We start from the raw sequence: 23,060 nt of genomic DNA, 5'->3' as shown, positions 1-23,060 counted from the left end.
GCATGCTCGCGGTGACAAAAACGGGAACGACAAGTCGTTAAAAAGCTTGTTTTTAACCATCGACTCCCCGGTGGTTAGGGTCATCAATCAGCTAGCTGAGGAACCCCATGGCGTACTCCTACTCTGAGAAAAAACGTATTCGCAAGGATTTTGGTAAGCGGCCTCATGTACTTGAAGTGCCATACCTGCTGTCAATCCAATTAGATTCATTTAAAAAATTCATTGAGCTGGATCCAGAAGGCAACAACGGTCTGGAAGCAGCTTTTAGCTCAGTATTTCCGATTACTGCGTATTCAGGCAATTCGGAACTGCAATATGTGAGCTATCGTCTTGGTGAGCCGGTATTTGACGTGAAAGAATGTCAAATTCGCGGTATTACCTATTCTGCTCCATTGCGAGTAAAACTGCGTCTGGTTCTTTATGATAAAGAAGCAGCGGCAGGTACCGTAAAAGATATGCGCGAGCAAGAAGTGTACATGGGCGAAATTCCGCTCATGACCGAGAATGGTACTTTTGTTATTAACGGTACCGAGCGCGTTATCGTTTCTCAGTTGCACCGTTCGCCGGGCGTGTTCTTTGACCATGACAAGGGTAAAACCCATTCGTCAGGTAAAGTGCTCTACAACGCACGTGTGATCCCATACCGTGGTTCGTGGTTGGATTTTGAATTTGACCCGAAAGACAACGTATTCGTACGTATTGACCGTCGTCGTAAATTACCGGCGTCGATCATTTTGCGTGCCCTCGAGTACACCACTGAAGAAATCCTTGAGATGTTCTTCGATACCACGTACTTCCAGTTCCGTGGTAAGAAAGTATTTATGCAGTTAGTGCCAGAGCGTTTACGCGGCGAAACTGCGAAGTTTGATATTAAAAACGATGACGGCGAAGTGATCGTGGATAAAGGACGTCGTATTACTGCGCGTCATATCAAACAGATCGAAAGCCTGAATCAGCCAGAGATGGAAGTTCCATTAGAATATCTGGTCGGTAAAGTACTAGCGAAGGATTACGTCAATAAGAAAACCGGTGAAGTGGTCGCCGAAGCGAACGCCGAACTGACGCTGGAATTGTTAGCTGAATTACGTGAAGCAGGCTTCAAGAAATTTGAAACCTTGTTCGTGAACGACCTGGATCATGGTCCGTACATGAGCGAGACGCTGCGTATTGATCCAAGCAACAACCGTATGGAAGCGCTGGTTGAAATCTATCGTATGATGCGCCCAGGTGAGCCACCTACGAAAGAAGCAGCGGAAGCCTTGTTCGACAACTTATTCTTCAGTGATGACCGTTACGATTTATCGGCGGTAGGTCGGATGAAGTTCAATCGTCGTCTGGGTCGTGATGATCTGACCGGTTCAGGTACCCTGACCAAAGAAGACATCATCGAAGTCATGCGTAAGCTGATCGAAATCCGTAACGGCATCGATGAAGTGGACGATATTGACCACTTGGGTAACCGTCGTATCCGCTCTGTGGGTGAGATGGCGGAGAACCAGTTCCGGGTTGGTCTGGTACGTGTAGAACGTGCAGTAAAAGAGCGCCTGAGCCTGGGTGATCTGGATGCGGTAATGCCACAAGACTTGATTAACGCCAAGCCTATTAGTGCTGCGGTAAAAGAGTTCTTTGGTTCCAGCCAGTTGTCGCAGTTTATGGATCAGAATAACCCGTTGTCAGAAGTCACGCACAAGCGTCGTATTTCTGCCTTAGGTCCGGGTGGTTTGACGCGTGAGCGCGCTGGTTTCGAAGTTCGAGATGTGCATCCAACGCATTACGGTCGAGTGTGTCCGATTGAGACTCCTGAAGGTCCAAACATCGGTCTGATTAACTCTTTGTCGACCTTTGCGCGCACCAACGAGTATGGTTTCCTCGAGACGCCATATCGCCGTATCGACAATGGTGTCGTGACTGACGATGTTGATTACTTATCAGCGATCGAAGAAGGTCAGTACGTTATCGCACAGGCAAACGTTGCTTTGAATGACAAAGGTGAATTGGTCGAAGACCTGGTGCCGTGTCGTCATAAGAACGAATTTACCCTGATGTCGAAAGAACAAGTTCAGTATATGGACGTTGCGCCGCAACAGATCGTTTCGATCGCTGCGAGCTTGATTCCATTCCTTGAACACGATGATGCGAACCGTGCGTTGATGGGTTCGAACATGCAACGCCAGGCCGTGCCAACTCTGCGTGCTGATAAGCCGCTGGTAGGTACTGGTATTGAGCGCACTGTAGCTGTTGACTCGGGTGTAACCGTAGTCGCCAAGCGTGGTGGTGTGGTCGACAAAGTCGATGCGAGCCGTATCGTTGTTAAAGTCAATGAAGAAGAAATGGTACCTGGCGAAGCCGGTATCGATATCTATAACCTTGTGAAGTACACCCGTTCGAACCAGAACACCTGTATTAACCAGACCCCGACCGTCAATGTTGGTGAGCCGGTAATTCGTGGTGACGTACTGGCCGATGGTCCGTCTACGGACATGGGTGAGCTGGCATTGGGTCAGAACTTGCGCGTGGCATTCATGCCATGGAATGGTTACAACTTCGAGGATTCAATCTTGATCTCGGAGCGAGTGGTACAAGAAGACCGCTTAACCACCATTCACATTCAGGAACTGAGCTGTGTTGCCCGTGATACTAAACTTGGCGCGGAAGAAATTTCTTCTGATATTCCAAACGTTGGTGAGTCAGCGTTGAACAAACTTGATGAGTCAGGTGTTGTTTACGTCGGTGCCGAAGTCAACGGTGGTGATATTCTGGTCGGTAAGGTAACGCCTAAAGGTGAAACCCAGCTGACGCCTGAAGAGAAGCTATTGCGAGCTATTTTTGGTGAAAAAGCATCTGACGTAAAAGACAGTTCATTACGTGTGCCTAATGGTGTCACGGGTACTGTTATCGACGTTCAGGTGTTCACCCGTGACGGCGTAGAGAAAGACAAGCGCGCACTTGATATCGAGAATATGCAGTTGGAACAAGTCAAGAAAGACTTAACTGACGAATTCAAGATTCTTGAGCGTGGTATCTACGAGCGTGCACGTAGCCTGTTGCTGGCGAACGGTTTTGATGAGTCAAAGCTGGCCGGTCTGGAGCAGAGCAAATGGTTAACGCAGAACTTGAAGAATGAAGATGCCCAGCTGCAGCTTGAGCAGATCGCTCAGCAGTATGAAGAACTGCGCACCGATTTCGATGACAAGTTTGAAAACAAGCGCCGCAAGATCACCCAGGGTGATGACCTTGCCCCAGGCGTATTGAAGATTGTTAAGGTTTACCTGGCAGTCCGTCGTCGCATCCAACCAGGTGATAAGCTTGCTGGACGTCACGGTAACAAAGGTGTTATCTCAACCATCCAACCGGTTGAAGACATGCCTTATGATGCTGATGGTAATCCTGTCGATATCGTACTTAACCCGTTGGGCGTACCTTCGCGTATGAACATCGGTCAGATCCTTGAGACGCACTTAGGTTTTGCTGCTCGTGGTATCGGTACCAAGATCGAAAAAATGATGAAGCAGCAAGCGAAAGTGGCAGAGATGCGTGAGTTCCTGCAAAAGGTCTATGACCTGGGTTCAACGCGTCAGGACGTTCAGATCAGCGAGTTTAGCGATGACGAAGTTATGCGTCTTGCGACCAACTTGAAGAAAGGTCTGCCGACCGCAACGCCAGTTTTCGATGGTGCTGTAGAAAGTGAAATTAAAGAACTCCTGAAACTGGGTGATTTGCCAGAGTCTGGCCAGATCACTTTGTATGACGGGCGTACTGGTGAGCGCTTTGAGCGTGATGTAACCGTCGGTTACATGTACATGTTGAAACTTAACCACTTGGTTGATGACAAGATGCACGCACGTTCGACCGGTTCGTACAGCTTGGTTACCCAACAGCCGTTGGGTGGTAAAGCTCAGTTCGGTGGCCAGCGCTTCGGTGAGATGGAAGTCTGGGCATTGGAAGCATACGGTGCTGCGTACACCTTGCAAGAAATGTTGACGGTGAAGTCGGACGACGTAAATGGTCGGACGAAGATGTACAAAAACATTGTCGACAACGACTTGCGGATGGAAGCAGGTATGCCGGAGTCCTTCAACGTATTGCTGAAGGAAATCCGCTCGCTCGGTATCAACATTGAGTTGGACCAAGACTGAGACCACACCGGACGCTAATTGCCAGGAGATAAATCGTGAAAGACTTATTAAAGTTTTTAAAGCCGTTAAATCAGACTGAAGAGTTCGATGCGATTCGCATCGGACTTGCTTCTCCGGACATGATCCGCAGCTGGTCTTTCGGTGAAGTGAAAAAGCCAGAAACGATCAACTATCGTACGTTCAAGCCTGAGCGTGATGGTCTGTTCTGTGCGCGTATTTTTGGCCCGGTAAAAGACTACGAGTGCTTGTGCGGTAAGTACAAGCGCTTGAAGCACCGCGGTGTGATCTGTGAGAAGTGTGGCGTTGAAGTCACCCTGACCAAGGTCCGTCGTGAGCGTATGGGTCACATTGAACTGGCGAGCCCAGTTGCGCACATCTGGTTCCTGAAATCATTGCCAAGCCGCATCGGCTTGATGCTGGATATGACCTTGCGTGATATCGAGCGGGTATTGTATTTCGAATCTTATGTCGTTACCGAAGGCGGTATGACATCGCTTGAGCGTGGCCAAATTCTGACTGAAGACGAGTACCTTGATTCGTTAGAAGAAAATGGCGACGAGTTCGAAGCAAAAATGGGTGCTGAAGCGGTACTGAGCTTACTCAAGCATATTGATATCGAAGCGGATATCAAAACCTTGCGTGAAGAGCTGCCAGAAACCAACTCAGAAACCAAACGTAAGAAAATTAGCAAGCGTTTGAAGTTGCTGGAATCATTCCACCAGTCAGGCAATAAGCCCGAGTGGATGATCCTGAAAGTGCTGCCTGTGCTGCCACCGGATTTACGTCCTTTGGTACCGCTGGATGGTGGCCGTTTCGCAACCTCAGACCTGAACGATTTGTACCGTCGTGTTATCAACCGTAACAACCGCCTGAAGCGTTTGTTAGATCTGGCAGCACCGGACATTATCGTACGTAACGAAAAGCGTATGCTGCAAGAAGCAGTGGATGCATTGTTGGATAACGGCCGTCGTGGCCGTGCCATTACCGGCACCAATAAGCGTCCATTGAAGTCACTTGCGGATATGATTAAAGGTAAACAAGGTCGTTTCCGTCAAAACCTGTTGGGTAAGCGGGTCGATTACTCAGGCCGTTCAGTTATCACTGTTGGTCCTAAGTTACGCTTACACCAGTGTGGTCTACCTAAGAAAATGGCCCTGGAGTTATTCAAGCCATTCATCTACGGCAAGCTTGAAGGCCGCGGTTTAGCGACCACCATTAAGGCTGCCAAGAAAATGGTAGAGCGCGAAATCCCGGAAGTGTGGGACGTGCTGGACGAAGTGATCAAAGAACACCCAGTGATGCTCAACCGTGCACCAACTTTGCACCGTTTGGGTATCCAGGCGTTCGAGCCTGTCCTGATCGAAGGTAAAGCGATTCAGTTGCACCCATTGGTGTGTGCGGCCTATAACGCTGACTTTGACGGTGACCAAATGGCCGTCCACTTGCCGTTAACACTCGAAGCGCAGCTTGAAGCTCGTGCCCTGATGATGTCGACCAACAACATCTTGTCACCTGCCAGTGGTGATCCGATCATCGTTCCTTCACAGGACGTGGTCTTGGGTCTGTACTACATGACGCGCGAAAAGATTAACGCTAAAGGCGAGGGCATGATCTTCAAGAACGCCAAGGAAGCTGAAAAAGCTTACCGTACTGGTGCGACTGAATTGCATGCGCGCGTTAAAGTGCGTTTAGACGAAGTGCTGATCAGTGAAGAAGGCGAGCGTAGTGAATTAACGACGATTTATGACACGACTGTTGGTCGTGCCATTCTGTCGCTGATTCTTCCTGAAGGCATGCCGTTCGAAATGATCAACCAGTCGATGGGCAAAAAGCAAATCGGTCGCTTGTTGAATCGCTCGTATCGTGACATCGGCTTGAAGCCGACGGTAATTTTTGCTGACCAAATCATGTACACCGGTTTCCATTACGCAATGGTTGCAGGTGCATCGGTAGGTATCGATGACATGGTTATTCCTGATGCGAAGAAAGAGATCATCGACGCAGCTGAAGAAGAAGTTGCGGAGATTCAGGAACAGTTCGAGCAAGGCTTGGTTACCGCAGGCGAGAAATACAACAAAGTTATCGATATCTGGTCGACTGCGAATGAGAAAGTTTCTAAGGCAATGATGGAAAACCTGTCGAAAGAAACTGTTATCAACGCAAAAGGCGAAGAAGAACAGCAAGACTCGTTTAACTCGGTCTACATGATGGCTGATTCAGGCGCTCGTGGTAGCCCTGCTCAGATTCGTCAGTTGGCGGGTATGCGTGGTCTGATGGCGAAGCCGGACGGCTCCATCATCGAAACGCCGATTACCGCGAACTTCCGCGAAGGTTTGAACGTACTTCAGTACTTCATCTCGACGCACGGTGCGCGTAAAGGTTTGGCGGATACGGCTCTGAAAACAGCGAACTCAGGTTACCTGACCCGTCGACTCGTCGACGTTGCGCAGGACGTTGTTATCGTTCAGGAAGACTGTGGTACCCACGATGGCCTCTTCATCAAACCATTGATCGAAGGCGGTGATATCGTTGAGCCACTACGTGAACGTGTCCTCGGTCGTGTGGTTTGTGATGACGTGCTTGCCCCTGGCAGTAACGACGTTCTGATCGGCCGTAATACGCTTCTTGATGAGAAGATGTGTGACGTGTTGGAACAGAACTCAATCGACGAAGTTAAAGTTCGCTCGGTCATTACCTGTGATACAGACTTCGGCGTATGTGCCAACTGTTATGGTCGTGATTTGGCGCGCGGACATCTGGTCAACCAAGGTGAAGCAGTAGGTGTTATCGCTGCCCAGTCTATCGGTGAGCCAGGTACTCAGTTAACGATGCGTACCTTCCACATCGGTGGTGCAGCATCACGTGACTCAGCCGCCAACAACATTCAGGTGAAGAACAAAGGTACATTGAAGTTGCATAACGCTAAGTACGTTACCAACAGCGATGACCACATTGTAATCACCTCGCGTTCAACTGAACTGACCCTTATTGATGAGTTCGGCCGTGAGCGTGAGCGCTACAAAGTACCTTACGGTGCAGTGCTGAAGAAGAATGAAGGCGATACCGTCGAAGCTGGCGAAATCGTAGCGAACTGGGATCCGCACACGCACCCAATCGTCACCGAGGTAGCAGGTCGTCTGAAGTTTGTTGATTTGATTGATGGCGTCACCATGACCCGTCAAACCGATGAACTGACCGGTCTGTCAAGTATCGTTGTACTGGAAACAGGTCAGCGTACAAGTGCCGGTAAAGACATGCGGCCGATGGTTAAGCTGGTCGATGCGAAAGGCAAGGATGTCAACATTGCTGACACCGATATGCCAGCGCAGTACTTCTTACCAGGTAATGCCATCATTAACCTCGAAGATAATGCTGAGGTGAAAGTTGGTGATACAGTTGCGCGGATTCCGCAAGAAGGTTCGAAGACTCGCGACATCACCGGTGGTCTGCCACGGGTTGCCGACTTGTTCGAAGCACGTCGTCCGAAAGAGCCAGCAATTTTGGCAGAAGTCACGGGTACCGTGAGTTTCGGTAAAGAGACGAAAGGCAAGCGTCGTCTGTTGATCATGCCACATGATGGTAATGATCAATACGAAGAGATGATTCCTAAGCATCGTCAGCTAAACATCTTCGAAGGTGAATCAGTGACCAAAGGTGAAGTTATTGCTGATGGTCCAGAGGCGCCACACGATATTCTGCGTCTGCGTGGCGTAAGCGCGTTGGCAAACTATATCGTTAACGAAGTTCAGGAAGTTTACCGTTTGCAGGGTGTTAAGATTAACGATAAGCACATCGAGACCATCGTGCGTCAGATGTTGCGTAAAGCGATTATCTTGAACCCAGGTGAAACGGAGCTGCTTGAAGGCGAAATGATGGAGCTGTCTGAAGTGCTTGCTGCCAATGCGAAAGCTGAGGCAGATGGCAAGCTGCCAGCGACTTATGAGCGTCAATTGCTTGGTATTACCAAAGCGTCATTGTCGACGGAGTCATTCATCTCTGCGGCATCGTTCCAGGAAACGACGCGCGTACTGACCGAAGCTGCCGTACAAGGTAAGCAGGATCCGTTACGTGGTCTGAAAGAGAACGTTATCGTGGGTCGCCTGATCCCTGCGGGTACAGGTTTCGCCTACCACCGCGAACGTGCGCGCAAGCGCATGGAAGCACTGGGTCAGGGTGAAGCTGCGCCGAAGCTGACTGCAGAAGAAGCAGAACAGCAATTGGCAGATGCTCTGAACTTCGGCAACGAAGAAAAGGACAGCGGCGATAACGCAGAATAAGCGTTCGTAGCTTGTGATATGAGAGGCCAGCCGTTTTATCGGCTGGCCTTTTTTATTTGCCGAATGAAGAACTGTGGTAAAATGGCATTCGCTAATGAATGGTGAGACACAACATCTACTTAGTGACCCAACCAGGGCAAAATAGCAGCACCCGCTTTCCTCCAATCACCGCTTTTCCTTGACAGTCCAATTATTGACCATTAAAATTCGGCCTCCCTATATCTAGGGCATTTAGCCCGTGGTGCAGGGAAACTTGGATTTTCACTCTGTTGAGCGACATCAACAAAATCAGGAGTATTGAATGGCAACAGTTAATCAGCTGGTGCGCAAAGGTCGTCAAAAGCCGGTTGTTAAGAGCAACGTTCCGGCGCTTGAGGCTTGCCCACAGAAACGCGGTGTATGTACCCGTGTTTATACAACCACCCCGAAAAAGCCAAACTCAGCGCTACGTAAAGTATGCCGTGTGCGTTTGACCAATGGTTACGAAGTATCTTCGTACATCGGTGGTGAAGGTCACAACCTGCAAGAACACTCTGTCGTATTGATTCGCGGCGGCCGTGTAAAAGACTTGCCAGGTGTACGTTATCACACAGTGCGCGGTGCGCTTGACTGCGCTGGCGTAAACGATCGGCGTCAAGGCCGTTCGAAGTACGGCGCGAAGCGGCCCAAGTCTTAACGGTTCTCCGTTAGTAAGGCCAAACACTGTAAATTTTTAGTTTTGGGGTAACCCTGAAATAACCGGAGAATATTAAGATGCCTAGAAGACGCGTCATTGGTCAACGTAAAATCCTGCCGGATCCTAAGTTCGGATCAGAGTTGTTGGCTAAATTTATCAATGTCGTCATGGTAGACGGCAAAAAATCTGTCGCAGAACATATTATCTACGGTGCTTTAGACATCATGGCTGAAAAGACCAAGAAAGAGCACTTAGAAGTATTTGAAACAGCATTGGACAACGTACGTCCTACGGTAGAGGTTAAGTCGCGCCGCGTTGGTGGTTCAACTTACCAGGTACCAGTAGAAGTTCGTCCGGTGCGTCGTAATGCACTGGCTATGCGTTGGTTAGTTGATGCCGCGCGTACTCGGGGTGAAAAATCCATGGCTCAGCGCCTAGCAGGTGAAATGCTAGACGCATCTGAAAATAAAGGCTCTGCTGTGAAGAAGCGTGAAGACGTCCACCGTATGGCCGAAGCGAACAAAGCGTTCGCCCATTACCGCTGGTAAATTCACAGTTAACCTAAAGAGGAATTTATGGCCCGTAAAACTTCGATTGAGCGCTACCGTAATATCGGTATCTGTGCTCACGTAGACGCAGGTAAAACAACCACCACAGAACGTGTGTTGTTCTACACCGGCTTATCTCACAAAATTGGTGAGGTACATGACGGTGCAGCAACCACCGACTGGATGGCACAGGAACAAGAGCGTGGTATTACTATTACCTCTGCTGCGGTTACCTGTTTCTGGCGTGGTATGGATGCACAGTTCCCAGAACACCGCGTTAATATCATCGACACCCCAGGACACGTTGACTTCACGATTGAAGTAGAACGTTCTTTGCGTGTACTTGATGGCGCTGTTGTTGTTCTGTGTGCATCATCAGGCGTGCAGCCGCAAACAGAAACTGTTTGGCGTCAAGCTAACAAGTACGAAGTTCCACGTATGGTCTTCGTTAACAAGATGGACCGTGCAGGTGCGGACTTCTTGCGTGTTGTTAAGCAGATCAAAGCTCGTCTGAACGCGACGCCAGTGCCAATTCATTTGGCAATTGGTGCTGAAGAAAACTTCAAAGGCGTTGTTGACTTGATCAAAATGAAAGCGATCAACTGGAACGAAGAAGATTCCGGTATGACTTTCACTTATGACCCAATCCCAGCAGATTTGGTTGATCAAGCCGAGGAATATCACGCCGAGTTGGTTGAAGCAGCAGCTGAAGCTAACGAAGAGCTGATGAACAAATACCTTGAAGAAGGTGAGTTGACTGAAGCTGAAATCAAGCTTGGTCTGCGTGAGCGTACACTGAACAACGAAATCGTATTGTGCTTGTGTGGTTCTGCATTTAAGAACAAAGGTGTACAGGCTGTACTTGATGCTGTTATCGAGTACCTACCGTCACCTACAGAAGTTAAAGCGATTCGCGGTATTCTGGACGATGAGTCAGAGGGCGTGCGTAAGTCTGATGATGCTGAACCGTTTTCAGCATTGGCATTCAAAATCGCAACTGACCCGTTTGTCGGTACTTTGACTTTCTTACGCGTCTACTCGGGTGTAGTAAAACAGGGCGATACTGTTTTCAACCCAGTGAAGAGCAAGCGTGAGCGTATCGGTCGTATGGTTCAGATGCATGCAAACGATCGTCAGGAAATCAAAGAAATCCTGGCGGGCGACATTGCAGCTGCAATCGGCCTGAAAGACGTCACTACCGGTGACACTCTGTGTGATCCGAACAACATTATTACGCTTGAGCGGATGGAATTCCCTGAGCCGGTAATTTCTGTTGCGGTAGAACCAAAAACTAAAGCTGACCAGGAAAAAATGGGTATTGCTTTAGGTAAATTGGCTGCAGAAGATCCGTCTTTCCGCGTGAAAACCGATGAAGAGTCTGGTCAAACGATCATCTCAGGTATGGGTGAGCTTCACCTGGACATCATCGTTGACCGTATGAAGCGTGAATTCAACGTTGAGTGTAACGTAGGTAAACCGCAGGTTGCTTATCGTGAAACTATCCGCAAACCAGTGGAAGTTGAAGGTAAGTTCGTACGTCAATCAGGTGGTCGTGGTCAGTTTGGTCACGTTTGGTTGAAGATCGAGCCGATGGAATTCGATGCTTCTGACGAAGAGACCGCAAACTACGAATTCGTTAACGAAATCGTTGGTGGTGTGGTACCGAAGGAATATATTCCTGCGGTAGATAAAGGTATCCAAGAGCAAATGCAGAATGGTGTACTTGCTGGTTACCCGCTACTCGGCGTTAAGGCAACCTTGTATGATGGTTCATACCACGATGTTGACTCCTCTGAAATGGCGTTTAAAATCGCAGGTAGCATGGCGTTCAAGAAAGGCGCATTGCAAGCGAATCCAGCGATTCTAGAGCCGATGATGAAAGTCGAAGTCGTTACTCCTGAAGATTTCATGGGTGACGTAGTTGGTGACTTGAACCGTCGTCGCGGTATCATCGAAGGCATGGAAGATGCTGCAGGTGATTTGAAAGAAGTCCGCGCGCAAGTTCCATTATCAGAAATGTTCGGTTACGCTACTGACCTGCGTTCGCAGACTCAGGGCCGTGCATCTTATGCAATGGAATTCCTGAAGTACGCTGAAGCACCAAACAACATTGCTGAGCAGGTTATTGCTGCTCGTCAAACTAAAGATTAAGTAGAGTCTGGTCCGGTTCTCTAAGGGACCGGACTTTTAACTTAAGTTAAGGAAAAGTCATGTCAAAAGAAAAATTTGAACGTTCGAAACCGCATGTGAACGTCGGTACAATCGGCCACGTTGACCATGGTAAAACTACTCTGACTGCAGCGATCACCACTGTATTGGCAAAAACCTACGGTGGTTCAGCGAAAGACTTCGCTATGATCGATAACGCACCAGAAGAGAAAGCGCGTGGTATCACCATTTCAACGTCACACGTTGAGTATGACACGCCAGCGCGTCACTACGCTCACGTTGATTGCCCAGGACACGCTGACTATGTGAAAAACATGATCACCGGTGCTGCGCAGATGGACGGCGCGATTCTTGTTGTAGCTGCGACTGACGGCCCAATGCCACAAACTCGTGAGCACATCCTGTTGTCACGTCAGGTAGGCGTACCTTTCATCGTTGTATTCATGAACAAATGTGACATGGTTGACGACGAAGAGCTGTTGGAACTGGTTGAGATGGAAGTTCGTGAACTTCTTTCCGAATACGACTTCCCAGGTGACGACTTACCAGTGATTCAAGGTTCAGCGCTGAAAGCGTTGGAAGGCGAAGAGCAGTGGGAAGCGAAAATCATCGAACTGGCAGAAGCACTGGACAGCTACATCCCAGAGCCAGAGCGTGATATCGATAAGCCGTTCATCATGCCAATCGAAGACGTATTCTCAATCTCAGGCCGTGGTACTGTAGTTACCGGTCGTGTTGAGCGCGGTATCGTTCGCACAGGTGACGAAGTAGAAATCGTAGGTATCAAAGACACTACGAAGACTATCGTAACTGGTGTTGAGATGTTCCGTAAGCTGCTTGACGAAGGTCGTGCAGGTGAGAACATCGGTGCCTTGTTGCGTGGTACTAAGCGTGACGAGATCCAACGTGGTCAGGTACTGGCGAAGCCAGGTTCAATCACTCCGCACACTAAGTTTGAAGCGGAAGTATACGTATTGAACAAAGAAGAAGGTGGCCGTCACACGCCATTCTTTAAAGGCTACCGTCCACAGTTCTACTTCCGTACCACTGACGTAACTGGTGCAGTACAGTTGCCAGAAGGCGTGGAAATGGTAATGCCAGGCGACAACCTGAAGTTTGTTGTTGACCTGATTCACCCCATCGCGATGGACGAAGGTTTACGCTTCGCAATCCGTGAAGGTGGCCGTACAGTAGGTGCTGGCGTAGTTTCTAAAATCTTAGACTAATTACGCTGCGTACAACTGACGCATTGAAAAAAGGGAGCCTCGGCTCCCTTTTTTATTGAGAGGACGGAGTAAGACTATAACTGTGGCATAACGTCTTTCCAGTCGCGCAACTGGCAATGGCTTGACATTCGCTGGGGTGCAAACGAAGATGATGGCAGATTAGCTGATACCGAGGCCCTAGTGCGTCAATTTACGTTGCTTTTTGTTTTTATAGTGGCCGCTGCTTTCGCGCCGGTGCAGGCTGCCAAACCTCAGGCTGCTGAGCAGATTGTGGTAGCTGCATACGATTTCCCTCCCTATTTCTCAGCTTACAGTGATACTCACCTGGTAGGAGACCTCCTGGAGGCCCTCAACAGCCGCCAGAGCGATTATTTCTTTGTCCTTGAGGACATACCTTCAAAAGCACGCTTTCGCGCGCTCAGCGAAGCTGGGTGCTGCAACATGATCCTGTTTGAGTCGCCGGCCTGGGGTTGGCCTCAGCAGTTTCCGGGAATTCGCGCGGGAAGAGTTTTAGTGCAGGGTGCTGAACGCTTTGTAGCTCTGCAAAAAGAAGATCGGGGACAGAGTTTCTTTGCGCAGCCAGGCTTACGCTTTGGCGGATTAACAGGTTACCATTATCCATTTTTGAATAACCAGACTGATCAGGCTGTTTTAGAAGATCATTACAATGTCTACCTGTCACTCAGCCATAGAGTGAACATCAAAATGTTGCTCAACGGTCGGCTGGATGTGGTCATGTTGCATGATGAGTACCTGCACCAGCTTCGCCATGAGCCATGGTTTGATGATTTGTTGCTTAAGCGCGAGCCCTACGATACCTACGAATTGCGGACCCTGGTCAACCCGGCAAAGGGCTTTACTTTAGAAGAGTGGCAACAGGTGCTGCAGCCGTTAATTGAGGACGGTAGCCTGGCGAACCTGCTGGCTGATTACGATCTTCCCTGGCCTCCGGCGCGGGTCAATGTACTAATAGACACTAAGACCTAATTGATTGGCGAGATTGCGAATCATCGCCATCCCACGGGCGGAGTTGCCGTAGCTATTTAAAGGTGGAGACCAGGCTGCGATCACACCGTAGTCAGGGACAATGGCAACAATACCGCCGCCAACACCGCTCTTTGCGGGCAGCCCCACAGTAAACGCGAACTGTCCGGACTGGTCATACATGCCACTGGTACTGAGTAAGGCATTGATCCGCTGGGCGTCCCGGTGGGAGGTAATTTGGCGACCGCTACGAGGGCACTTACCACGGTTGGCTAAAAACGCCAGGCTACGGGCCAGGTCTTCGGTGTTCATGGTTAATGCGCACTGCCAGAAATAGTGGTCCAGTACCTCTTCAACGTCTGCGTCAATATTGCCAAAGCTTTTCATCAGATAAGCGAGTGCGGCGTTGCGCGAACCGTGTTCAACTTCGGATTCGTGCACGCGGCTGTCGGCAGACACAGTTTCGTTGTTGCAGAGACCGCGTACCATACTCAGAACCGCTGCTTTACTGGTCGAGTAATGACTGACCAGCACATCACTTACTAAAATCGCGCCGGCGTTGATCATGGGGTTACGGGGAATGCCGCGCTCCCACTCAAGCTGCACAATGGAATTGAAAGGCTGTCCGGAAGGTTCCATCTGGACGCGGTCCCAGAGACTTTCGCCCATACGCTCCATGGCCAGCATTAAACCAAAAATCTTTGAAATAGACTGGATCGAAAAAGCAACCTCGCTGTCACCCACGGAAGTGACTTTACCATCCAGGGTCGCGACCGTCAGCGCGCAGTAGTCTGGCTTTACCTCGGCGAGCGCTGGAATGTAGTCGGCGACTTTACCTTCACCAACCCGCAGGGCTTGCTGCAAGATCTCTTGCAGCAAGGGCTTCAGATTGTCCGGGGCGTTTATGGATTGCCCACCACTAATCACATCATGCGTCATGGTCAGACTTTAACATAGGACCCAGGAAGCGTGCAGTATGTGACCGTTCGCAATTGATGATCGTCTCCGGCGCACCTTCGGTGAGGATCTCACCACCGCCAGCGCCACCTTCGGGACCTAAATCAACAATCCAGTCCGCAGTTTTTATGACGTCCAGATTATGCTCAATGATAACCACAGTATTGCCGTGGTCACGCAGGCGATGCAGTACGTTCAGCAACTGCTGGATATCGTGAAAATGCAGACCCGTGGTCGGTTCATCCAGGATATACAGGGTTTTTCCGGTATCCCGTTTAGACAGCTCGCGAGACAACTTGACCCGCTGTGCTTCACCCCCGGAAAGGGTGGTTGCGGATTGTCCGAGTCGCACGTAGCTGAGCCCGACATCCATCAGAGTTTGCAATTTACGCGCGATAGCAGGCACTGGCGCAAAGAATTCATGGGCATCCTCGATGGTCATATCGAGCACTTCGTGAATGCTTTTACCTTTGTATTTAATTTCCAGGGTTTCACGGTTATAGCGTTTACCCTTACAAACGTCGCAGGGGACATAGACATCGGGTAAAAAATGCATTTCGACTTTGATGACGCCGTCGCCCTGACAGGCTTCACAGCGTCCGCCACGGACATTAAAACTGAAACGGCCCGGCTTGTAACCGCGTGAACGAGCTTCCTCAGTCCCCGAGAACAGTTCACGAATCGGCGTAAAAATGCCGGTGTAGGTTGCCGGATTTGAACGCGGCGTACGGCCAATCGGGCTTTGATCGATATCGACTACTTTATCCAGGTACTGCATGCCATCGATGTCAGCGTAGGGCGCCGGCTCAATGGCAGTGGCCTTATTCAGATCGCGGTGGGCAATGCGGAACAGGGTATCGTTCACCAGTGTCGATTTACCGGAACCGGAAACCCCGGTAATGCAGGACATCACTCCGACGGGCAGTTTCAGCGTCACGTTTTTGAGATTATTGCCAGTTGCGCCGGACAAGGTTAACCACTTGTCTCCCGGCTGATGACGTTGCGCTGGAATGTCAATCTTCTTGCGCCCTGACAGGTAGTCCGCAGTGAGCGAGCGCTCACTCTTAAGAATGTCTTCAAAGGTACCCTGAGCAACGATCTCGCCGCCATGGACGCCCGCTCCGGGCCCGATATCGATGACATGGTCCGCAGCCCGGATCGCATCTTCATCATGCTCTACGACGATCACAGTGTTGCCCAAATCGCGCAGCCGGGTAAGGGTATTTAACAGACGTTCGTTGTCACGCTGATGCAGGCCTATGGATGGCTCGTCCAGCACGTACATGACGCCGACCAGTCCGGCACCAATCTGGCTGGCGAGGCGAATACGCTGGGCTTCACCACCGGACAAGGTTTCGGCACTGCGGGACAGGCTCAGGTAGTTCAGGCCGACATTGACCAAAAAGCCAAGACGGTCGTTGATCTCTTTAAGAATCTTTTCTGCGATCTGAGCGCGCTGGCCATCGAGCTCGAGGTTCTGGAAGAACTCCAGTGCCGCACCAATGGACTGGTCCACAACTTCCGGCAAGGTAGTGTCATTAACGAACACGTTTCTTGCTTCCTGGCGCAACCGCGCACCACCACAGCTCTTACAGGGCTGAGCGGCTAAGTATTTAGACAATTCTTCGCGCACCGCGGTGGAGTCCGTTTCCCGATAACGGCGTTGCATGTTCGGGATGATACCTTCGAAGCTATGCTTACGAATCACCCGATCGCCACGGTCATTCAGATAGGTAAACTCAATTTCCTCGCGGCCGCTGCCAAAGAGAATCACTTCGCGGTGCTTTTCGCTGAGCTGATTAAACGGCTTATTTAAATCAAAACCATAATGCCGAGCGAGCGATTGCAGCATCTGGTAGTAGTAAAAGTTACGTTTGTCCCAGCCCCGAATGGCGCCACCGGTCAGGCTCAGTTCATCATTGTTAATGACGCGCTGTGGGTCAAAGAACTGTTCAATGCCGAGGCCATCGCACGAACTACAGGCGCCTGCAGGATTGTTGAAGGAAAATAGCCGTGGCTCGAGTTCCTGCATGCTGTAACCACATTGCGGACAGGCGAAATTGGCTGAGAAAATCATCGACTCGAGCTTTGAATCAGCGTCCAGTGGCGCGACGATAGCAGTACCGCCACTGAGTTCCAGAGCTGTTTCAAAAGATTCAGCGAGACGCAGTTCCAGACCTTCGCGGACCTTAATGCGGTCGACCACTACTTCAATGGTATGTTTCTTTTGCAATTCCAGTGAGGGCGGATCACTCAGGTCGCAGAGTTCGCCGTCAATGCGCGCGCGGATGAAGCCCTGCGCTGCGAGATTATCAAGAACTTTAGTGTGCTCGCCTTTGCGATCTTGAATGATGGGAGCCAGGATCATTAACTTTTCGCCCTCAGGTAGCTCCAGTACCTGATCGACCATCTGCGAGATCGTCTGTGCTGCTAACGGCTCGTGGTGCACAGGGCAGCGTGGTTCGCCGACGCGGGCGAACATCAACCGCAGATAATCATAGATCTCGGTGATGGTACCCACCGTCGAACGTGGATTGTGGGAAGTTGATTTTTGTTCGATGGAAATGGCCGGTGACAGGCCTTCGATGCTGTCGACGTCGGGCTTTTCCATAAGAGATAAAAACTGACGTGCATAAGCTGATAGCGATTCGACGTAGCGACGTTGACCTTCAGCGTAAAGCGTGTCGAACGCCAACGAGGATTTTCCCGAGCCAGACAGGCCGGTGATCACGATAAGTTTATCGCGGGGCATCGTCAGCTGCAGATTTTTTAAGTTATGGGTGCGGGCGCCGCGTACTTCTATAAAGTCCATAGTTAACCTGTAACTCCGTTGGCGAAATTGAATCGAGCATTATCGCACAGTGACCACCTTCTGGTACAATCACCAGCGAATTTTTCTAGCAACGCCGAGAGATAGATGCCTAAGTCTTCGAACGATCAACGCCTTACCGCCGTAGAACGCCGTGCCTCGGGTGCTTTAGCTGCTGTATTTGGGTTACGCATGCTGGGGCTGTTTCTGATCATGCCGGTAATGGCGATTTATGGAAAAAATTATCCAGACTATACGCCGCTGCTGATCGGACTCGCGATCGGTGCGTATGGGCTTACCCAGGCATTGCTACAGATCCCGATGGGAATGTTATCGGACCGCATCGGCCGCCGGCCGGTGATTATCGGTGGTTTGTTGGTGTTTATTGTTGGCAGTCTGGTGGCCGCCTACGCAGAAACTCTAACTGGCGTCGTGCTTGGGCGTGCGTTACAGGGCATGGGCGCTATCGCCGCCGCCATTCTGGCGCTTGCCGCGGATATCACCCGTGATTCACAGCGACCGAAAGTGATGGCGATGATCGGTATGTGCATTGGCCTCTCCTTTGCCCTGGCACTGGTGCTGGGGCCTTTGCTGGGGCAACATATCGGCTTATCCGGATTATTCCTGTTTACCGCCTGCAGTGCTGTGTTCGGTTTGCTGGTGTTCGCTTTTGCGGTGCCTAAGGTCGAGCTGCGCGCAGCGCGGGGGGATTTGCTCCCGAATCTGGCAGAGCTGGGACAGATTGCCAAACATCCGCAACTGGCGCGACTGAACGCTGGTGTATTTATTTTGCATTGCCTGTTAACCGCTTTTTTCGTGGTCGTGCCGACGCAGCTTGTCGCCGGTGGCCTGGCGAGTGAGCACCATGCCTGGCTGTATCTGCCGACGCTGTTTGTCTCCTTTGCTTTCATGATCCCGATGCTGATCTGGGCTGAGAAACGTCGCCAACAACCACGGTTCTTCCGTGTTGCGATTATTTTACTTATTACCGCCATAGGAATTATCGGATGGGCGCAGGGCAGTTGGCTGATATTCAGTATCGCAATCATCCTCTTTTTCACGGGTTTTAACTTTCTTGAGGCGACCTTGCCCTCGAGTCTGACGCGCTTCGCGCCCGCGGGCCGCAAAGGCAGCGCCAGTGGTGTTTACGCGACGGCTCAGTTCGGCGGTGCTTTCGTCGGTGGGTTAGCCGGTGGCGCATTGTTACAGAGTTACGGCCTCAGCGGCGTTGTTTGGTTCAGTGTACTGCTGCTAGTATGTTGGTTTGTGATTAGCTTTGGTATGCAAGCCCCGCCACAATGGCAGAATGTGAGTTTCAAATTACGCGAACTTGAAAATGAGGAACTGCAGCAGCTTGCCGACCAACTCGCCGATGCCGAAGGTGTCGAGGAAGTGCGAATCGTCAGCAGTGAGCAAACCGCCTATTTAAAAGTTCACAAAACTGATTACAATGAACAAGCGATAACGACGCTCGTGGCGTCGTACCAATAGATAAGATAGGAGCAGGGCATGGCCAGTCGTGGCATTAATAAAGTTATACTTATCGGCAACTTAGGTGCCGACCCAGAGATCCGGTACACGCAGAACAACACAGCGATTGCCAACCTGTCGATTGCCACCAGCGAAAGCTGGAAAGACAAGCAAACCGGTGAGCCGCGCGAGCAAACCGAGTGGCACAAATGTGTAGCCTATCGCCGTCTGGCAGAAATTGCTGGTGAATATTTAAAGAAAGGCTCCAAGGTCTACGTCGAAGGCCGCCTGCAAACTCGTAAGTGGCAAGGCCAGGATGGCGTCGAGCGCTATACTACCGAGATCGTCATTAACGAAATGCAAATGCTTGACGGTCGTCCGGGTGGCGGACAAGGTGGCGGCTATCAAAGCCAGGGTCAAAGCCAGGGCCAAGGCCAGACAAGTGGACAAAGCGGCCAGTACCAGCAAGGTGGCCAGCAACAACGCCAGCCGGCACCGCAGCAACCACAACAGCGCCCGGCGCAGCGGCCTGAACCTGAACCTTTTGTGCCAGATCAGGAATTTGACGACGACATCCCGTTCTAAAGTCGATGCGTCATCGGTAATCAAAGCTTATCTTCAGAGCCCCTCTTCGCAGGGGCTTTTTATTGACTGGACAGGCTCTGCGGCAATCCTTGCGCCTTTAGGTCGGTTGACTTGAGCCATAAAATGCTTATTAAATAGGAACATCCAACGGCAGCAACAGTGCGACTTCAGGCTATTCGATTCGCCAACACCGCCAACGAAGTTTCCCTCAGGAGACAGGTCATGATTCATATTCGCCGGCTTTTCATGCTGACACTCTTATTTCTTAGCGGCTGCAGCGACCCTACACAATTTATGGTGGTGGGCACACTCGAACGTGACCGTATCCAGCTCAGCGCGGAACTGGGTGAACCGGTAACGGCGATTCATGTGCGCGAGGGACAGCAGGTCACCGTCGGCGAGACACTGATTGAGCAGGATAATGAGCGGGTAAATGCGGAGCTGGCGCGACTCACGGCCGCTGCCGACCGTGTTCGGCGACGCTTAGACGAACTGGTGCGCGGACCGCGGCAAGAAGCGATCGACGAAGCTCGAGGCCATCTTACCGCGGCGGAGGCGGAACTGCAGACGGCTCGGCAAGACGTGCAGCGTATTGCGCCACTTGAACAACAAAACCTTGCCAGCCGTGAACAACTCGAGCGCGCCCGCAATGCGCGGGAGCAGGCTGCAGGTCAGGTCGCTGCCGCGCGGGCAGCATTGGCCGCTTTATTGGCTGGTACGACCGTTGAGCAGTTAGAGCAGGCACGCGCAGCGGTGCGTGAGGCGGAGGCCGCCGTCACCCGGCAGCAACTCACCGTCAAACGTCTCGTGCAAACGGCACCCCGTGCCGCGCGCGTCGAGGCGTTGCCATTTGAGCTGGGCGAACGGCCGCCGGCAGGTGCTGCGTTGGTCATTTTGCAGGCCACTGATCAAGCTCCCTATGCCAGGGTTTACGTCCCGGCAGCGCTGCATCATCAGCTGCAGGCAGGGGATAAGGTCAGGGTGAACGTTGATGGGCACGGTGAGCGCGAAGGTGAAGTTCGCTTTGTTGCCGGTGAAGCCTCTTACACGCCTTATTTTGCGCTCACCGAACATGACGCCGAGCGTCTTAGCTACTTGGTGGAAATTGATCTGAACGACGCCAGTGAGCTGCCAAGTGGCATCCCGGTGCGCATGGTGGTGCTGCCAGGCAGCGCGGAGACGAGCAATGAGTGAGTCAGTGGCCATTACCGCTAAAGGACTCACGAAACACTTTGGCGACTTAACCGCTGTCGACAGTGTCGATCTGGAGATTCCGGAAGCGGCTATCTACGGTTTTTTGGGACCGAACGGATCGGGCAAGTCAACGGCGATTAGAATGCTTTGTGGCTTGCTCACCCCCAGCTCCGGCGAGGTTGAGGTCCTGGGCTATCAGGTCCCGGGTCAGGCCGAGCAAGTGAAGCGCGAAATCGGCTACATGACGCAGAAATTTTCACTTTACGAAGATCTGACCGTTGCCGAGAACCTGAAGTTTTTAGCAACAGTGTACGGAGTGCCCGGCAAGGAGCTGAGCAAAACCATCGATGGTGCGCTGGAGCGTTATTGGCTGAATGAGCAACGTCATCAGTTTGCGGCGACCTTAAGCGGAGGCCAGAAACAGCGGCTGGCGCTGGCCGGCGCAACGCTACATCGGCCGCGGCTACTTATTCTTGACGAACCGACCTCAGCGGTCGACCCACAAAGCCGGCGGGACTTTTGGGATATCTTATTTGGGCTCGCTGAAGATGGCACCACGGTACTGGTATCGTCCCATTACATGGATGAAGCGGAGCGGTGTCACCGGTTAGCTATTCTTAATAAAGGGCGACTTGTTGCTGAAGGCAGGCCCCGGGATCTTATCAGTGAGATCGACGCCGGTGTTGTCGAAATCGAAACCTCGTCACCGCGGGCCGCCAGAGATTGCCTGGAAGGCATTGACGGAGTCCAGAGCGTCGCGCAGCTCGGTGCGCGCTTGCATGCACTTACCGACAAGAACCTTGCAGAGCCAGCAAAACTCATACGTGAGGCCCTGAACGAGGCCGAGGTCGAGGCAGAGGTCACAGCTGTCACCGCCAATCTGGAAGATGTTTTCGTGGTGGCAACTCGGCCCAACCGTAAGGATGGAGAGCCTGGCCATGCTGCGTAGACTGCTGGCGATTGCCGGAAAGGAAGTACGGCAACTGAAACGAGACCGTCTTACCTTTGGCATGATCGTCGGTGTACCGCTATTACAAATCCTACTGTTTGGCTATGCTATCGATCTGGATGTGCGCAATGTCAACGCGGCTGTAGCTGACCACGCCAATACCACCCTCTCCAGGCAACTGGTTGCGTCTGCAGATGCCAGCCAGGTGATCAGTATCTCCAGAGCTGCAAGCGGACCAGAAGAGCTTAAAGAGTTGCTGGATACCGGCCAGATTGATGTCGGGATTTTTATCCCACCCGATTTTGAGCGGCGCGTCATCGATGCTGAGCGTCCGGTGGGCCAGTTACTGATCAATGGTTCAGATCCGACGGTGGAACGAATCGCCCGGGGCTTAAGCGAAATGCCGCTGCCGGGCCAGCAGCTGCGTTCGCCTTTGTTCGAACCGCGGACCTATTACAACCCAGAGCGCAGGTCGCCGGTGAACATCGTCCCGGCATTAATCGGCGTTATCTTGCACATGACCATGGTGCTGTTCACCGCTATCGCCATCGTGCGCGAACGTGAGCGCGGTAACCTGGAAATGTTAATTACTACCCCGGTGAAACGGGTTGAGCTGATGTTAGGCAAAATTTTGCCCTACGTACTGATCGGTCTGATTCAGGTGACCTTAATTGTGCTGGTGAGTCAGTGGCTGTTTGATGTTCCAGTGCGTGGTCGCGTTATAGACATTTATCTGGCGTCGATGTTGTTTATTCTCGCTTCGCTGGCGCTGGGCTTGACCGTTTCCACATTTGCCAAAACTCAGTTTGAAGCCATGCAGTTGACCGTATTTACGTTTTTGCCATCGATATTGTTGTCAGGATTCATGTTCCCTTTTGAGGGGATGCCGCGGGCAGCACAGTGGATCGGCGAAGTGATACCACTGACGCACTTTGTGCGATTGTCGCGGGGGATTCTGGTGCGCGGTACAGAGATCGGCGAATTACACATGGAAATTTGGCCACTTCTGGCTTTTTTCGCAGTATTTATGGTACTGGCGACCTTACGCTTTAAAAAACGACTCGATTAATCGCTCACCAA

Annotated in this window: 14 protein-coding genes; 12 read left to right on the top strand and 2 right to left on the bottom strand. The window is 51.3% G+C overall.

Translation table 11 applies throughout. The features are described from left to right. Positions 1 to 107: 107 nt before the first annotated feature. The 7 genes from rpoB (at position 108) to J6J34_RS02235 (ending at position 14,019) form a co-directional block, all read left to right on the top strand. Positions 108 to 4,136: a DNA-directed RNA polymerase subunit beta gene (gene rpoB / locus J6J34_RS02265; protein ID WP_301719349.1), complete on the top strand. Its 4,029-nt coding sequence runs from the start codon at positions 108 to 110 to the stop codon at positions 4,134 to 4,136. 35 nt (positions 4,137 to 4,171) lie between these two features. Then, positions 4,172 to 8,413: a DNA-directed RNA polymerase subunit beta' gene (gene rpoC / locus J6J34_RS02260; protein WP_301719350.1), complete on the top strand. Its 4,242-nt coding sequence runs from the start codon at positions 4,172 to 4,174 to the stop codon at positions 8,411 to 8,413. A gap of 301 nt (positions 8,414 to 8,714) precedes the next feature. Beyond that, a complete protein-coding gene (gene rpsL, locus J6J34_RS02255) occupies positions 8,715 to 9,089 on the top strand; it encodes a 30S ribosomal protein S12 (protein WP_126763550.1) in 375 nt (124 codons plus the stop codon). Positions 9,090 to 9,166: 77 nt separating this feature from the next. Further along, a complete protein-coding gene (rpsG, locus tag J6J34_RS02250; RefSeq protein WP_301719351.1) occupies positions 9,167 to 9,637 on the top strand; it encodes a 30S ribosomal protein S7 in 471 nt (156 codons plus the stop codon). A gap of 27 nt (positions 9,638 to 9,664) precedes the next feature. After that, positions 9,665 to 11,788, top strand: a complete 2,124-nt coding sequence (gene fusA / locus J6J34_RS02245; RefSeq protein WP_301719352.1) for an elongation factor G — start codon at positions 9,665 to 9,667, stop codon at positions 11,786 to 11,788. Between the two features lie 59 nt (positions 11,789 to 11,847). Then, positions 11,848 to 13,032 (top strand): elongation factor Tu, encoded by a 1,185-nt coding sequence (tuf, locus tag J6J34_RS02240; protein ID WP_301719353.1) that lies wholly within the window; start codon positions 11,848 to 11,850, stop codon positions 13,030 to 13,032. Between the two features lie 180 nt (positions 13,033 to 13,212). Next, positions 13,213 to 14,019 (top strand): hypothetical protein, encoded by an 807-nt coding sequence (locus J6J34_RS02235; protein WP_301774301.1) that lies wholly within the window; start codon positions 13,213 to 13,215, stop codon positions 14,017 to 14,019. Here J6J34_RS02235 and glsA read toward each other — a convergent pair. Continuing rightward, positions 13,999 to 14,955 (bottom strand): glutaminase A, encoded by a 957-nt coding sequence (glsA, locus tag J6J34_RS02230; RefSeq protein ID WP_301898427.1) that lies wholly within the window; start codon positions 14,953 to 14,955, stop codon positions 13,999 to 14,001. The genes J6J34_RS02235 and glsA overlap by 21 nt on opposite strands. After that, positions 14,945 to 17,785 carry an excinuclease ABC subunit UvrA gene (uvrA, locus tag J6J34_RS02225; protein WP_301719357.1) on the bottom strand — a complete coding sequence of 947 codons (2,841 nt, stop codon included), beginning with the start codon at positions 17,783 to 17,785 and terminating at the stop codon, positions 14,945 to 14,947. The genes glsA and uvrA overlap by 11 nt, the downstream gene beginning before the upstream one ends. A 105-nt stretch (positions 17,786 to 17,890) precedes the next feature. On the opposite strand from uvrA, the gene J6J34_RS02220 reads away from it, so the two are divergent. The 5 genes from J6J34_RS02220 to J6J34_RS02200 all read left to right on the top strand — a co-directional run bounded on the left by J6J34_RS02220 (position 17,891) and on the right by J6J34_RS02200 (position 23,049). After that, positions 17,891 to 19,273: an MFS transporter gene (locus J6J34_RS02220; protein ID WP_301774303.1), complete on the top strand. Its 1,383-nt coding sequence runs from the start codon at positions 17,891 to 17,893 to the stop codon at positions 19,271 to 19,273. An 18-nt stretch (positions 19,274 to 19,291) separates the two neighbouring features. Next, positions 19,292 to 19,837: a single-stranded DNA-binding protein gene (ssb, locus tag J6J34_RS02215; protein WP_301719360.1), complete on the top strand. Its 546-nt coding sequence runs from the start codon at positions 19,292 to 19,294 to the stop codon at positions 19,835 to 19,837. Positions 19,838 to 20,059: 222 nt separating this feature from the next. Then, entirely contained in the window at positions 20,060 to 21,031 is a 972-nt protein-coding gene (locus tag J6J34_RS02210; RefSeq protein ID WP_301719361.1) for an HlyD family secretion protein, read from the top strand. After that, positions 21,024 to 21,980 (top strand): ABC transporter ATP-binding protein, encoded by a 957-nt coding sequence (locus tag J6J34_RS02205; protein WP_301719362.1) that lies wholly within the window; start codon positions 21,024 to 21,026, stop codon positions 21,978 to 21,980. Before J6J34_RS02210 ends, J6J34_RS02205 begins: the two co-directional genes overlap by 8 nt. After that, a complete protein-coding gene (locus tag J6J34_RS02200) occupies positions 21,970 to 23,049 on the top strand; it encodes an ABC transporter permease (protein ID WP_301719363.1) in 1,080 nt (359 codons plus the stop codon). Before J6J34_RS02205 ends, J6J34_RS02200 begins: the two co-directional genes overlap by 11 nt. The last annotated feature ends 11 nt before the right edge of the window (positions 23,050 to 23,060 follow it).

Origin of the sequence: Pseudidiomarina terrestris (assembly GCF_030466405.1) — a bacterium.
In the GTDB taxonomy this organism is placed as follows: Bacteria; Pseudomonadota; Gammaproteobacteria; order Enterobacterales; family Alteromonadaceae; genus Pseudidiomarina; species Pseudidiomarina terrestris.
The sequence above is the reverse complement of the archived record's forward strand: the minus strand, read 5'-3'. Positions and strand labels throughout refer to the sequence as shown.

Excerpts from the sequence above, each read along its gene's own strand:
- rpoB (WP_301719349.1), top strand. The coding sequence starts at position 108 with ATGGCGTACTCCTACTCTGAGAAAAAACGTATTCGCAAGGATTTTGGT.
- rpsL (WP_126763550.1), top strand. The coding sequence starts at position 8,715 with ATGGCAACAGTTAATCAGCTGGTGCGCAAAGGTCGTCAAAAGCCGGTT.
- rpsG (WP_301719351.1), top strand. The coding sequence starts at position 9,167 with ATGCCTAGAAGACGCGTCATTGGTCAACGTAAAATCCTGCCGGATCCT.
- fusA (WP_301719352.1), top strand. The coding sequence starts at position 9,665 with ATGGCCCGTAAAACTTCGATTGAGCGCTACCGTAATATCGGTATCTGT.
- tuf (WP_301719353.1), top strand. The coding sequence starts at position 11,848 with ATGTCAAAAGAAAAATTTGAACGTTCGAAACCGCATGTGAACGTCGGT.
- glsA (WP_301898427.1), bottom strand. The coding sequence starts at position 14,955 with ATGACGCATGATGTGATTAGTGGTGGGCAATCCATAAACGCCCCGGAC.
- uvrA (WP_301719357.1), bottom strand. The coding sequence starts at position 17,785 with ATGGACTTTATAGAAGTACGCGGCGCCCGCACCCATAACTTAAAAAAT.
- J6J34_RS02220 (WP_301774303.1), top strand. The coding sequence starts at position 17,891 with ATGCCTAAGTCTTCGAACGATCAACGCCTTACCGCCGTAGAACGCCGT.
- ssb (WP_301719360.1), top strand. The coding sequence starts at position 19,292 with ATGGCCAGTCGTGGCATTAATAAAGTTATACTTATCGGCAACTTAGGT.
- J6J34_RS02210 (WP_301719361.1), top strand. The coding sequence starts at position 20,060 with ATGATTCATATTCGCCGGCTTTTCATGCTGACACTCTTATTTCTTAGC.
- J6J34_RS02205 (WP_301719362.1), top strand. The coding sequence starts at position 21,024 with ATGAGTGAGTCAGTGGCCATTACCGCTAAAGGACTCACGAAACACTTT.
- J6J34_RS02200 (WP_301719363.1), top strand. The coding sequence starts at position 21,970 with ATGCTGCGTAGACTGCTGGCGATTGCCGGAAAGGAAGTACGGCAACTG.